Raw genomic sequence first — 13991 nt, forward strand, 5'->3', positions numbered from 1 at the left:
TGCCCACGCTTGGGAAGATCAATCCGCCGATTGGCAGGAATGCAGGTCGTAGAACCGGAAGTCCGGCAGCCTGCCGCGTTCGAGCGGCTGTGCCGGGGTGAAGGTAATGCGGCGGCTCTCGCCGGCCGCAAGATCGAAAGCGTTGTCGGAATATTTGCCGTCCGTCTCGCTCTCGATCATCACGAAAAGCGCAAGTCCCCTAGCGGTGACATTGATATCGACGGCGCCACTCGCCTCGACATATTCATGGGTGACAACAAGGCCCGCGGGCTCGAGCTCCAGCGCCTTATAGGTGCCGTTGACATGGTGCCCCTCGCCGCCCATGCCGTTCGACGCGGTGAAACGCCAGGCAAGCAGCGTCCCCTCGCCGATTTCGGAAACGTCGATGGTCGCAGCCGTCACCGCCGCATCCGGCGAGCAGACCGCCTGCACGTCTTTGAGGTGCTTCCGCTCCCCTTCCATCGTCAGCAGAGAGATCGAAAGATCGACGCTGACATCGGCAAGCGTGTCGTTGACCAGCGAGAAGTTGATCGTCTTGCCGTCCTCGGAAGGAATGGCGGCGATCGCCACCGGCTGGAAGAAGCGCTTGACGAGATAATGCATCGACTTCCAGCGCCCGCCATAATCCAGGCTAGACCAGGAGGCCACCGGCCAGGTGTCGTTAAGCTGCCAGTAGATCGTGCCCATGCAATGGGGTTTCAGCGAACGCCAATATTCCACCGCCGTCTTGATCGCCAAGCCCTGCTGGATCTGGGAGAGATAGACGAAGTTCGGAAAATCCTTGGGGAAGCGGAAATAGCGGAACATCGTGCCGGCGATGCGCTCGTTGCCGCCGGCATTCTTCTGGTGCAGTTCCATCACGGGAGAAGCGATGTTCATGTCCTTCTCCTCGGCATAGGTCCTGATGACCGGCAGCGAGGTATAGGACTGGAAGCCGAATTCCGAGCAGAAGCGCGGCCGCACCGAGCGGTAATTGTCGAACGACTTGTTCTCGTGCCAGACCGACCAATAATGCATGTCGCCGGACCCATCGGCATGCCAGGCATCGCCGAAATCGAGATAGCCGGAAGCCGGGCTCGACGGCCACCAGAGCGCGCCGGGCAGTGCCTTCTTCACCGCCCGCTCGATCGTCCGGTTGAGCCGGTCGTAGGAGACGAGATAGCGGTCGCGATCCTTCCTGGATTCCTCGAACCAGGTCAGCGCGCCGACCAGTTCATTGTCGCCGCACCAGAGCGCGATCGAAGGATGCGAGGAAAGCCGGCGCACTTGGTAATCCACCTCGATCGCCACATTTTCAAGGAAGTCTTCTGTCGAGGGATAGAGGTTGCAGGCGAACATGAAGTCCTGCCAGACCATCAGGCCCAGCCGGTCGCAGAGATCGTAGAAATGATCCTGCTCGTAGAAACCGCCGCCCCAGACGCGGATCATATTCATGTTGGCGGCTTTCGCCGATTGCAGCAGGTCTTCCGTCTTCTCCGGCGAGGAGAGCGAATAGAGCGCGTCGGCGGGAATCCAGTTGGCGCCGCGGCAGAAAATCTCGCGGCCATTGACCTTGAAGGCAAAACGGGCGCCTGATGCATCCGGGGTGGTGATCAGCTCGATGGTGCGAAGACCGATCTGCCTCGTCACCACCTCGTCGGATAGCTCGACCGAAAGCGTATAGAGCGCCTGCTCGCCGCTGCCGGACGGCCACCAGAGGCGCGGCGTGTCGATGTGAAAGAGATAGTTGACATCAGTCTCGCCCTTGACCCCGACATCGAGGCGCACGCGCTCGCCGTCCAGATCGAAATAGACCTGGGCGACGCCGGTCTGCTTGGCGTAGAGGCTCGCCGTTACCGTCAGGTCGACGGAACCGTCACTGTTATGCGTCTGGCGGGTGACGACATGTTCGATGCGCGCCGTCTCGAGCTTCTTCAGCGCGATCGTGCCGTAGAGGCCGAAAGGCGCAATGGCGATATTCCAGTCCCAGCCGAAATGGCATTGCGGCTTGCGCAGCATGTTGCCGTCCGGGATCGGCGAATTGCCTGTGCTGTAGGGAATGTAGAAGGGCTGCTGCTTCTGCCGCTCGGCGCCAACGGCGGGGTTGGAGGCAAACACGATGCGGATGACATTGTCACCCGATTTCAGCATGCTCGAGACATCAGGCCGATAGCGACGGAAACTGTTGTCGGCTTCGAGCGCCACGAAGCCATTGACGTAAATGCTGGCGACCGTGTCGAGATAGTCGATATCCAAATACCAGTCGCCCTCGGCCTCCTGCAGCGTGAAGCTGCGTTCGACCGCCCATTCACGCTCAGCGACCCATTGCACCTTTTCCTCGTTGCGGCCGAAATACGGATCGGGAATCAGACCGGCCCGGTGAAGCGCCGTATGCACATCGCCCGGCAGCGTGATCGCTGTGCGGATCTCACCATCGACAGAGGTCAGCTGCCACGAACCGGAAAGTTCGATGCTGGTGTTGGTTGATTGCTGCGTCACGATTTCATTCCAATTTCGAAAAGGATTGTGGTCTTGAAGGAAGGGCAAAGCTGTTCGGTGGCCTTCACCTAGTCGTTGGTCAGAGCCGTGTTTCTCCTCATCCGCCCACTCCGCTCTCCGTCATCCTCGGGCTTGACCCGAGGATCTAAACCGCATCCACCTGCAGCAGCGGGCATGGATCCTCGGGTCAAGCCCGAGGATGACGGAGGGCGGGGTTGGCCTTTCGTCAAACTCGCTCCGGCTCTAGTGGCCTCAAAGCCGCAGCTCGCTCTCCGCATCGAACAGCGACGCCAGCGCCATGTCGAAACTGAGCTTCACCTTGGCTCCGACGTTGAAGCGGCGGGCACCATTGACGCGTACCGACATCGTGTGACCGGCATGTTTCAGCCACAGAAGATTGTCCGCGCCCATCGGCTCCTCGATATCGACGGTCGCGTCATGTTCTTCGCCGCCGGCATTCTCATTGACCTTGATGTGCTCGGGGCGAACGCCGAGCACGACCTTGCGGCCGGGCTGCAACGGCTCGTTGGCGTCATAGCCGGCGAGCGAGAACGTCACCCCATTTGCCATGAAGGCGATGCCGTCGCCTGATTTGACCAGTTCACCGCGCAGGAAATTCATTGACGGCGAGCCGATGAAGCCGGCGACGAAGAGGTTGCGCGGCCGGTTATAGATCGTCGTCGGATCATCGAGCTGCTGAATGATGCCGCTCTTCATGATGGCGATGCGGTCGGCCAGCGTCAGCGCCTCGATCTGGTCGTGCGTGACGTAGATCATCGTATTCTGCAGTGACTGGTGCAGGCGCTTGATCTCGACACGCAATTCCGAGCGCAGCTTGGCGTCGAGGTTGGAAAGCGGTTCGTCGAACAGGAAGACGTCGACATCGCGCACCAGCGCCCGTCCGATCGCCACACGCTGGCGCTGACCGCCGGAAAGCTCGGCCGGTTTTCGCTTCAGGAGCGGCTGGATCTGCAGGATCTCTGCAGCGCGCGCCACGCGCTTGTCGATCTCGGCCTGCGGCACCTTGGCAACGCGAAGGCCGAAAGAGAGGTTTTTCTCGACCGTCATCTGCGGATAGAGCGCGTAGGACTGGAAGACCATCCCGATGCCGCGGTCCTTTGGCTCCTCCCAGGTGACGTTCTTGCCCTTGATGAAGATCTGGCCTTCCGAAGCATCGAGCAAGCCGGCAATGCAGTTCAGCAAGGTCGACTTGCCGCAGCCGGATGAGCCGAGCAGCACAAGGAATTCGCCGTCGTTGATGTCGAGGTTGAGATCCTTCAGCACGCTGACCGATCCGAAGTTCAGCGACAGATCCCTGATCGAGACGCTCGAATTGGAGACAGTAGAATTCATGTTCATGTGATCACCCCTTCACTGCGCCGGCGGCGATGCCGCGAACGAAAAGCCGTCCCGAGACGAAATAGACGATCAGCGGCACCAGGCCGGTCAGGATCGTCGCCGCCATGTTGACGTTGTATTCCTTTACTCCCTGGACGGAATTGACGATGTTGTTGAGCTGCACGGTCATCGGATAGGTATCCGGCCGAGTGAAGACGACGCCGAACAGGAAGTCGTTCCAAATGCCGGTCACCTGCAGGATCATCGCAACAACGAAGATCGGCAGCGACATCGGCAGCATGATCTTCAGGAAAATCTGCCAGAAACCCGCGCCATCGACACGCGCCGCCTTGAACAGCTCTTCCGGCAGCGACACGAAATAATTGCGGAAGAGCAGCGTCAAGATCGGCATGCCGAAGATCGAATGCACGATGACGAGGCCGGTCAGCGTGCCGTAAATGCCGATTTCGCGCAGTATGATGACGATCGGATAGATCATCACCTGATAGGGAATGAAGGCCCCGATGATCAGGATCGAGAAGAAGAGCTCAGACCCTTTGAAACGCCAGTTCGCCAGCGCATAGCCGTTCACCGAGGCGATGGCGATCGAGATGATCACAGACGGCACCGTGATGCGCACGGAGTTCCAGAAACCGCGTGACAGGCCATCGCAGTTCAAGCCCGTGCAGGCCTCCGCCCATGCCTTCACCCACGGTTGAAATGTGATTTCCATTGGCGGCGAAAAGATATTGCCGAGACGGATTTCCGGCATGCCCTTCAACGACGTCACCACCATCACGTAGAGCGGCAGCAGATAATAAAGCGCCGCGATGGTCAGCGTGCCGTAGAGCATGATATTACGCGGCGACAATGCCGGGCGCGGCTTTGGACCGGTCGGTCCGTCGCCGAGCCTCCCTGAGACGGCGTCGATGCCAGCCGCCGTGGTGTTAAGAGTTGCGATATTAGCCACGCTTGCGCCCTCCTCCGAATTCCAGATAGGCCCACGGAACGATGATGATCGCGACCGTGACCAGCATCATGGTCGATGCGGCGAAGCCCTGCCCCAGATTCTGCGCCTGGAACATGTAGTCGTAGACGTATTTGGCCGGCACTTCCGAGGCGATACCCGGGCCGCCCGATGTTTGCGCCACGACGAGATCGTAAACCTTGACGATGCCGGAGGCGATGATGACGATCGTCGTGATGAAGACCGGCCGCATCATTGGTATGACGATGAGGAGATAGGTCTTCCACATCGGAATGCCGTCGACACGCGCCGCTTTCCAAATATCCTCATCGATACCGCGCAGGCCGGCAAGCATCAGGCACATAACCAGCCCCGTGCCCTGCCACAGCGCCGCAATCAGAATGCCGTAGATGACGATCTCGGGAGTATAGAGCGGATTGAAGGTGAAGCTCGTCCAGCCGAGCGAGCGCACGACCGACTGGATGCCGAAGTCCGGGTTCAGAACCCATTGCCACACGAGGCCCGTCACGATGAAGGACAGCGCGAAGGGATAAAGAAAAATGGTACGGAAGGTATTTTCGAACCGGATCTTCTGGTCCATCAGCGCAGCCAGCAGGAAGCCGATAACCAGGCTGAAAATCAGCGAGAGAATACCGTAGAGGGCGAGGTTCTCGATCGCTGTCACCCAGCGCGGCGCGGCCCAGAGCCGCTCGTATTGATCGAAACCGACGAAGCTCAACCGCGGAAGGAGCTTCGAATTGGTGAAGGAATAAAACACCGTCCAGAGCGTGCCGCCGACAAAGATTACCAGCGCTGTCAGGATCATCGGGATAGACGCAATCTTGGCGTTCAGATTGCGTAATAACTTGCTTGGCCGGCCTGCTTGCGCTTGACCCGTCATGAGCTCTTCTCCTCAAATGGCAGCTGCGGCCGATGACGGCCCTCTTTCATCCCCACCCTGCGATCTGCCGGGAGTACCGGCGAGACCATCCGGGGGATCCGGCTCCGAGGAGCCGGATCGCAAGGACAGCAAATCTGCCGATCAGTCGGCCGAAGAAATGATTTCGGCGAAACGCTTCTGGGCGTCTTCCGGCGTCATCGACGGGTTGGCGAAAAATTCGGAGAAGAGGTCTTCCTTCTGCTTCTGGCTGTCGGCCGAAAGCAGCTGATCGGTACCCTGGATCACGTTGCCCTTCGCCAGGATGTCGAGGCCCTTCTTCATGCAATCATTGGCGGCGGCGAGATCGACGTCGCCGCGCACCGGCAACGAGCCCTTCTTCAGGTTGAAGGCAACCTGAGTCTTGGGATCGAGCAGAGTCTTGGCAAGTACCGCCTGCGCCTTGGACTTTTCCTCATCCTTCAGCAGCGGGAAGTAGAAGGCGTCACCGCCGGTCGAGATGATCTCGTTGACGCCGAGGCCCGGCAGGCAGGTATAGTCGGTACCGGCCTTCTGGCCGGCGAGTGCGAATTCGCCCTGCGCCCAGTCACCCATGATCTGGCCGCCGGCCTTGCCCGTGATGACGAGGTTGGTCGCCTGATTCCAATCCTGGACGTTGCTGCCCTTGGACATGCGGCGGGCATCGTCGGCCGCCTTGAAGACCTTGGCAATCTCAGGACCGGCTGCAGCTTCGGCATCCTTGTCCTTGAAGACCTTGTTGAACGTATCCTTGCCGGCGATCGCGACCATCAGCACGTCGAAGGCGCCTGCGGCCTGCCACGGCTGACCGCCGACGGCGAGCGGGATGATGCCGGCCTTTTCAAGAGCCGGAGCAGCGGCGACGAACTCGTCCCAGTTTTTCGGAACTTCGACTCCGGCCTTCTTGAAGGCAGCATTCGAAAGCCACAGCCACTGCCAGGAATGGATGTTGACGGGAGCGCAATAGATCTTGCCGTCGATGGTGCAGGAGTCGAGCAGGCTCGACGGACGGATGATGTCCTTCCACTTCTCGGCAGTGGCGACATCGGTCAGATCGCGCATCAGGCCGGCCTGAACGAGCTCCTCGGCCTGACGGCCGTGGTTGAACTGAGTCGCACCCATCGGGTCGCCGCCGGTGATGCGGCTGATCATGATCGGACGGGCGGTGCCGCCTGAACCGGCAATGGCGCCGTCGACCCAATGGTTGCCGGTGGCGTCGAATGCCTTGGCCAGTTCGGCGACGGCCGCGGATTCGCCGCCTGACGTCCACCAATGCGTGACTTCGAGATCGGTCGCGGTCGCGCTGATTGGAAGCGCGGCGGAAGCGGCAAGCACAGCCGCCATCATACGAATTTTCATGAGTTCTCCTCCCTCACTGAAACGTTGCCGGAAAAACTTAGATCAATCAATTTCCGCACGCAACTGCCCGCCCTCAAATTTTTTGCCGAATGCCGGAATTGCTACTTCTGGCTGTTACGGACCGCACCGATGCTCTCATTCTATCACCGCATTATTAAGCAATATCGCATATGCACAATCAACTTATCTACCTGTAATATAATAATTAATTATGGCATCAAGAGCTGCCGCTCGCTTTACCTTCTTCGCTGTTGCGGGAAAACCGGGCACAAATGACAGATTCAACCACCGGGAACAATGCCGCAATGCACATAAGAAAAAGCCCTCGACATTTCTACTGTATCGTTACAGATTGCGTTCCTCAGGGAGGCGCGATTTTGGCAGGCGACGGGCTTACGGCGCTTGAAAAAGCCTCTATAAGCGACACCAATTCGCGCGGGGCAGGCCTACAGGCATGGAAAGCAAGGGAAATTTCGAGAAAGCAGCATCGGTGCAGGCGGCACGCGAACGCCCGACATTGAAGACGATCGCCTTCATGACCGGACTAGGCGTAACGACGGTGTCGCGCGCGCTGAAGGATGCGCCGGATATCGGCGCCGAAACCAAGGAGCGGGTGCGCATGGTCGCCCGTCAGCTCGGTTACCAGCCGAACAGGGCCGGCGTGCGCCTGCGCACCGGCAAGACCAATGTCATCGCCCTCGTCCTCAGCATCGACGAAGAGATCATGGGCTTCTCGAGCCAGATGGTCTTCGGCATCTCGGAGGTCCTGTCCGGCACGCCCTATCATATCGTCGTCACGCCGCATTCCCACAGCAAGGACCCGATGCTGCCGGTACGCTATATCCTCGAGACGGGCTCGGCCGACGGTGTCATCATCTCGCGCATCGAGCCGGACGATCCTCGTGTACGGTTGCTGACCGAGCGCGGCATGCCCTTCGCCACGCATGGGCGCACCGATGCGGGTCTCACGCACCCTTTCCACGATTTCGACAACGAAGCCTTCGCCCATCAGGCCGTGGAAAAACTCGTCCAGCGCGGTCGCCGGCGCATCGCCCTGCTCCAGCCGCCGAGCAAGCTCACCTATTACGCCCACATCCGCATCGGCTTCCAGACCGGTTTGCACGATTGCGGCGCGGAGGAAGTGCCGCTGCGCATCAACACCGATGCGCCGCTCGCCGACATTCGCGACGTCGTCGAGGTGATGATGCGTTCGGCGAACGCGCCTGACGGCATCGTCTGTTCCGCCGGCAGCGCGGCGATTGCCGTCAATGCCGGCGTCGAGGCCGCCGGCAAGGCGCTGGGGCGCGATCTCGACATGGTTTCGAAGCAGTCGGTGCCGATCCTGAACTGGATCCGTCCCGAGATCATCACCGCCCAGGAGGACGTGCGCCAAGCCGGCCGCGAAATGGCCAAAGCCGTCATCGCCCGCATCGACGGCGTCGAGCCGGAACTGCTGCAGAGCATCAGCCAGCCCGTCTGGCCGGAGAGCAGCCGGTAGGCGGGACGGTGGGGTGAGATGCGCAGCGTTGCTCCTTGCATACATCGTACGCAGGCACGCCGGCCTCGAACATTGGTCGGCACCGATCTCCTGACGAAAAACGAGCCCTACCCTCGAATTCGCCAGCAGCCATCGGCTCGAAAAAAGCCAAGATTGCCCGCCATCTCAAGCCCAGCCACGGGGATTCGACATAATGCAAGAGAGCGGCGTGCCCTATTTCAGCCAATGGGAAACACCCGGCATGACGCTGCCGGTGCTTGCCGAGGGATGGCAAGCTCTGCTCAGCGATCCGCTCTGGCGCCAATCCGGAGCCGGCACGGTTGAGGAATATGCGCGCTGGGCGGTTAATGTCTGCGGCATGGCCTGTCTGAAGATGATCCTCGCCGCCCGTGGCGAAATCCATCCGACGCTCGAGCTTGCCCGCGTCTGCACCGCCTATGGCGGTTATGTCGTCAACGAGATCGATGCCTCGATCAAGGGACTGATCTATGCGCCCTTCGTGCGCTTCGCAGCCGAGCATTTCGGGCTCGGCGCCGAGACGATGACCGGCGTCGAGACATCGGCCATTCCTGACCTTCTGTCGAAGCGCCGGTTCTTCATCGCTTCGGTGCATTCGGCCATTCGCTGGCCGCAGCGCAAACCGCCGTCGAAGGGCGGACATTTGGTGCTGGTGACGGCAGCCTCGCAGCAAACGATCCGCTTCCACAATCCATCCGGCCATGACAAGGCGAGCCAGGCCGACGTGACGCTGCCGCTTGCCGTCTTCGACCGCTTCTTCGCCAATCGTGGCATATCGGTCGACGCCTGACCCTTTCAACACCTGATCCTTCCGGAGGCTTGCATGAACCCTTCCCCCAACAGGCTGCGCATCGCCGTGCTTTTCGGCGGCCGCTCGGCCGAGCACGAGGTTTCCATCCTTTCGGCAACCAACGTCATGGGTGCGCTCAAGCCCGAAAAGTATGACGCCTTTCCGATTTTCATCACTCGCGAGGGTCGGTGGCTCACGAGCGCCTTCGTGGACGGCGCCTTGGCGACACCATCGTCGGGCACGGAAATCTGCCTCGTGCCGGGCGGCTGCGGCCGGGTGATGGCGATCCCCGCTAATGGCGCACCGCATGAGTTGGCGGCGATCGACATGCTGTTTCCCGTGCTGCACGGCTTGCATGGCGAAGACGGGTCGGTACAGGGTGTGGCGCAGGTGGCGCGTGTGCCGCTGGCAGGTTGCGGCATCCTTGGTTCGGCCGCAGCGCTCGATAAAGAGATCGCCAAGCGGCTGCTCAGGGCGGCCGGCCTGCCGGTCGCCCGCGCCGTAACGATCCATGAAGGGACGACCCCGTCACTCGCAGCGCTCGAAGGCGAACTCGGCCTGCCACTGTTCATCAAACCGGCGCGCCAGGGGTCTTCGGTCGGCGTCGCCAAGGTCCATGCCAGCCAGGAATTCGCAGGCGCTCTTGCCGAAGCCTTCCGCCACGATGGCACCCTGCTTGCCGAGGAATTTATTGCCGGCCGCGAGATCGAATTCAGCGTGCTGGAGGATGCGGCTGGAAAGCTTTTCGTTTCACGCCCCGGCGAGATCGTCCCGGCGGATAGCCACGGCTTCTACAGTTACGATGCGAAATACATCGATGAGACGGGCGCTGCGCTGAAGGTGCCGGCCGAGCTGCCGCCGGAAATCGAGGCCGCCATGCGCGACGCGGCGGCAGAAGCCTTCCGGGCCGTTGGTTGCGACGGCATGGCACGCGTCGATTTCTTCCTGACCCCCGACATGCGCTTCGTCATCAATGAGCTCAACACCATCCCCGGCTTTACCGATATCAGCATGTATTCCAAGGCGATGGCGGCAAGCGGCGTCAGCTATGCCGAAGTCATCGACCGGCTGGTGGAGCATGGCATGGCGCGCGCAGGCCGGACTGCCTGAGGCAATGTCGGAAAAGGATATCGGCGAGGTAAACCTCACTGTCTGCGAAAGACACACCATTGAAAGGACTGACGCCCGCCGCGGGGTGTCGTGTGCTCCTGGCGCCAGTCGCGTTCGAGCGCGAAGGCGGGGGAAAACTCGGTCGCAAGCACTGCCGCGTCGTAACGCTCCACTGGCAAGCCACTGCACCGCTCCGGCCCGTCCGGCGCGAAGGTCGCGATGATCATGATGCTTCCCGGTGCCGTAGCGGTTTCGAGCGCATGGCGATAGGCCAGCCGCTGCCCGGGATCGGTGAGGAAGTGAAAAACGGCCCGGTCGTGCCACACATCGTACCGGCGGTCAGGTCTCCATACGGTGACGTCGGCAACCAACCAGGTGATTCGAACAGCCTCGCCCCCGAGCCGCGCCTTGGCGACGTCTAGCGCCGGCGCGGCGATATCGAGCACGGTGAGATCGGGCCAGCCGCGCTCGACGAGACGGTCGACAAGGCTCGATGCGCCGCCGCCCACATCGATCAGCGAAGCCGTGGCCGGCAGTTGCAGCTCATCGAGCACATGTAACGAAGGACCCGGCGTCGGCTGATACCAGCTGACGCTGTCGGCCGCTTTCGTGCGATAGACCTCATCCCAGTGTTCGCGCTTCGCGTCCGCCATCCGGCACCCCAGCTCTTGCAGAGCCCGATCCTACCTAACAAGATGTAAGCATTGAGACGTCCGTCAACCGCGTTACGCCTGCGGGCATGATCTCACGAAGCCGAGTGACGATAGACGAGATCGGCAGGATCTGTCCGGGGCGCCGTGGGGTCGAGACGTGCCCGCAGCCGTTCGGCAACGGCAACGGATGCGGCATTGCCGGGAGCAATATAGCTGACGAGCGATGAAAGCTTTAGCGCCGAAAAGGCCCAGTCCCGCAGCGCCAGGGCTGCCTCGGTCGCATAACCGCGGCCCTCATGCCCATCATAGACGAACCACCCCAACTCCTTCTCAGGAAAGAGCGGCCCATGATTGATCCCCACCTGGCCGACGCATTCGCCATTCTCCGCCAGCTCGATCATCAGAGCTCCATGCCCGAAAAGCTGCCAGAGCGCCACGTCGTGGCAGAACATCCCCCACGCCGCCCGCAGATCGAATGGTCCGCCCATCCCGGCGGACCGCGGCGAAGCCATCAGCCCCGCATAGGCTTCGAAATCGTCGATCTCAGGCTTGCGGAGAATCAGCCGCTCGGTTCGGAGAGTGATCGCGCCGGTTCCGGGCATGTCATCGCCTTTCTGCTAGCTTTCGAACGCCGGAGCGAACCGAAGCGTGCCACTCGGCGCCGGCCCGCGGAGGACAATGTGCTGCACGAACAGCGTATCGAGATCGTGATAGCTGAGTCTTCCGTCGCTGCAGAAGCCCGCGCTGCGATAGACCTCGGGATTGCCGATCAGCGCGCATCCGCTGGCTCCCATCTCCTCCAGCAATGCAAGTCCCTTTGCGATCAGCGCCTTGCCGATACCCTGCCGCTGCCTCTCCGGCCTGACCGATATCGGACCCAGCCCGAACCAGCCGCCATGCACGCCGTCGATCCTCACCGGCGAAAACGCCACATGCCCCAGGATCTCGCCTTCCTCTTCGGCGACCAGCGAAATCGTCAGGTCGCCGCTCGCGCGAAGCCTCCGGATGATCTCCGCCTCCGTACCGTCGCTGTAAGGCATAGGCGCGAAGGCGATCGACGTCAGATCATGGATCGCGTCGATATCCGCCGGCGTCTCGTATCGGATTAGCATCTCCATCCATTCCCCGGGGTGCACCAGATTATATCCTACACTTTTCCCTGCTTGCACGCTGGTTTTGCACGGGCGCAGTGGCACGCATAACCACGAAAAAGCCCGGCGCGATGGCCGGGCTTCTCGATCTCTTTCCAGAAAACCTCAGAAGGTCGCCGCGCCGCTGCCCCAGGGTCCGTGGTGGAAATCCTTGCCATCAAGGCGGTCGAAGCCGTGGGCGCCGAAGAAATCGCGCTGGGCCTGGATGAGGTTCGCGGTTCCCCTGCCCTGGCGGTAGGCGTCGAAATAGGTGAGCGCCGAGGTCAGCGCCGGCACTGGAAGGCCGGCCGAGATGGCGGCAGCGACGACGCGGCGCAGCGCCGGGATCGATTCCTTGACCATTTCCGAGAAGGCCGGGGTGACGATGAGATTTGCAGCGTCAGGCGCCTTGGTGAAGGCCGAGGTGATCTCGTCGAGGAACTGTGAACGGATGATGCAGCCGGCGCGCCAGATCCGAGCAATGGTCGGCATGGGCAGCGACCAGTTGAACTCGCGCGAGGCTTCCGCCATCACTGCGAATCCCTGGGCGTAGGCGCCGATCTTGGCGGCAAACAGCGCCAGTTCCAGATCCTTGTTGAGCTCGGGACCGTAAGCGATCGGGAACGAAACGGCCTGGGTGCCGAAGATCTTTTCCGCGGCTTCGCGCTGCGACTTCATTGAGGAGAGGCTGCGGGCGGCGACAGCGGCTTCGATCGCCGTTGCCGGAATGCCCATGTTCTGCGCCTCGATCGCCGACCATTTGCCGGTGCCCTTCTGGCCGGCCTTGTCGAGGATCATATCGACCATCGGGCCGCCGGAAACCGGATCGGTCGCCGCCAGCACCTTCTCAGAAATCTCGATCAGGTAGGAGTTCAGCCGGCCCTTGTTCCATTCGCCGAAGATGCCGGAGATTTCGGAGGCGCTCTTACCGAGGCCGTCGCGCAGGATGCCGTAGATTTCAGCGATCATCTGCATGTCGGCATATTCGATGCCGTTATGAATGGTCTTGACGAAATGGCCGGCGCCGTCATTGCCGAGCCAGGCGACGCAGGGCTCGTCATTGTAGCGGGCGGCAATCGAGGTCAGCACCTTTTCGACGCGCTTCCAGGACTCTTCGGTGCCGCCGACCATGATCGACGGACCGTGGCGCGCACCTTCCTCGCCGCCGGAAACGCCCATGCCGATAAAGGTGAGATCGGTATCCTTAAGACGGTCGAAGCGGGCGACGGTGTCGCGAAAATTGGCGTTGCCGGCATCGATCATGATGTCGCCCTTGGACAGATGCGGGCGCAGCGCCTCCATCTGCTGGTCGACGGCGTCACCCGCCTTGATCATAATGATGATCGGCCGCGGCGGCCGGATCGCATCGACGAATTCTTCGATGGTCTTGCAGGGAATGATCTGCTTTTTCAGATCGCCGGCGCTTTCGTAGAATTCGTCGGTTTTCTCAGGCGTGCGGTTGAACACCGCAATTTTATTGCCTTTCTCCGCGATGTTGAGCGCCAGGTTGGAGCCCATGACCGCAAGGCCGATCAGTCCGATTTCTGCCTTTTCCACGACAAACCTCCGATGTGTCATTTGGACCGGTGTTGTGGCACTGTCTCGGTCAAACGGCAAGCCTGCCAAGGGTCTAATCGGTTCGCAAAAGCCAATGAAATGAAGCTTTCAATACCGGCTTGTCCGACAACCTGCCTCTGATCGGCCAGCAGCAATGTGGTGTGACCTGCCCTTAGC

At 61.0% G+C, this 13991-nt stretch carries 12 protein-coding genes; 3 read left to right on the top strand and 9 right to left on the bottom strand.

Annotated features, from left to right (window positions below; genetic code table 11):
- Positions 1–18: 18 nt before the first annotated feature.
- The 5 genes from N2597_RS10950 to N2597_RS10970 all read right to left on the bottom strand — a co-directional run bounded on the left by N2597_RS10950 (position 19) and on the right by N2597_RS10970 (position 7058).
- Positions 19–2478: a beta-mannosidase gene (locus N2597_RS10950; RefSeq protein ID WP_183599360.1), complete on the bottom strand. Its 2460-nt coding sequence runs from the start codon at positions 2476–2478 to the stop codon at positions 19–21.
- Between the two features lie 252 nt (positions 2479–2730).
- Positions 2731–3837, bottom strand: a complete 1107-nt coding sequence (locus N2597_RS10955; protein WP_077989310.1) for an ABC transporter ATP-binding protein — start codon at positions 3835–3837, stop codon at positions 2731–2733.
- A gap of 4 nt (positions 3838–3841) precedes the next feature.
- Positions 3842–4786 (bottom strand): carbohydrate ABC transporter permease, encoded by a 945-nt coding sequence (locus N2597_RS10960; RefSeq protein ID WP_038689456.1) that lies wholly within the window; start codon positions 4784–4786, stop codon positions 3842–3844.
- Positions 4779–5684, bottom strand: coding sequence for a carbohydrate ABC transporter permease (locus N2597_RS10965; RefSeq protein ID WP_039620210.1), 906 nt, complete (start codon positions 5682–5684; stop codon positions 4779–4781). Before N2597_RS10965 ends, N2597_RS10960 begins: the two co-directional genes overlap by 8 nt.
- 141 nt (positions 5685–5825) lie before the next feature.
- A complete protein-coding gene (locus tag N2597_RS10970; protein WP_039620212.1) occupies positions 5826–7058 on the bottom strand; it encodes an ABC transporter substrate-binding protein in 1233 nt (410 codons plus the stop codon).
- A gap of 454 nt (positions 7059–7512) precedes the next feature.
- On the opposite strand from N2597_RS10970, the gene N2597_RS10975 reads away from it, so the two are divergent.
- The 3 genes from N2597_RS10975 (at position 7513) to N2597_RS10985 (ending at position 10474) form a co-directional block, all read left to right on the top strand.
- Positions 7513–8556 carry a LacI family transcriptional regulator gene (locus N2597_RS10975; protein ID WP_183599358.1) on the top strand — a complete coding sequence of 348 codons (1044 nt, stop codon included), beginning with the start codon at positions 7513–7515 and terminating at the stop codon, positions 8554–8556.
- Positions 8557–8749: 193 nt separating this feature from the next.
- Positions 8750–9364: a cysteine peptidase family C39 domain-containing protein gene (locus N2597_RS10980; RefSeq protein ID WP_106796718.1), complete on the top strand. Its 615-nt coding sequence runs from the start codon at positions 8750–8752 to the stop codon at positions 9362–9364.
- Between the two features lie 33 nt (positions 9365–9397).
- Positions 9398–10474, top strand: a complete 1077-nt coding sequence (locus N2597_RS10985) for a D-alanine--D-alanine ligase family protein (protein ID WP_183599356.1) — start codon at positions 9398–9400, stop codon at positions 10472–10474.
- Positions 10475–10509: 35 nt separating this feature from the next.
- Here the strand turns inward: N2597_RS10985 and N2597_RS10990 are convergent, their stop codons facing one another.
- The 4 genes from N2597_RS10990 to gndA form a co-directional block, all read right to left on the bottom strand.
- The gene (locus N2597_RS10990; protein WP_183599354.1) at positions 10510–11127 is read right to left on the bottom strand and encodes a class I SAM-dependent methyltransferase; all 618 of its coding nucleotides are present in this window, start codon (positions 11125–11127) and stop codon (positions 10510–10512) included.
- 92 nt (positions 11128–11219) lie between these two features.
- Positions 11220–11729 (bottom strand): GNAT family N-acetyltransferase, encoded by a 510-nt coding sequence (locus tag N2597_RS10995; RefSeq protein ID WP_009988670.1) that lies wholly within the window; start codon positions 11727–11729, stop codon positions 11220–11222.
- A 15-nt stretch (positions 11730–11744) separates the two neighbouring features.
- On the bottom strand, positions 11745–12239 hold the full coding sequence (locus N2597_RS11000; RefSeq protein ID WP_183599370.1) for a GNAT family N-acetyltransferase: 495 nt from the start codon (positions 12237–12239) through the stop codon (positions 11745–11747).
- Between the two features lie 144 nt (positions 12240–12383).
- On the bottom strand, positions 12384–13835 hold the full coding sequence (gene gndA, locus N2597_RS11005; RefSeq protein WP_170961392.1) for an NADP-dependent phosphogluconate dehydrogenase: 1452 nt from the start codon (positions 13833–13835) through the stop codon (positions 12384–12386).
- Positions 13836–13991 lie beyond the last annotated feature (156 nt).

Origin of the sequence: Rhizobium sophoriradicis, assembly GCF_025200795.1 — a bacterium.
GTDB lineage: Bacteria > Pseudomonadota > Alphaproteobacteria > Rhizobiales > Rhizobiaceae > Rhizobium > Rhizobium sophoriradicis.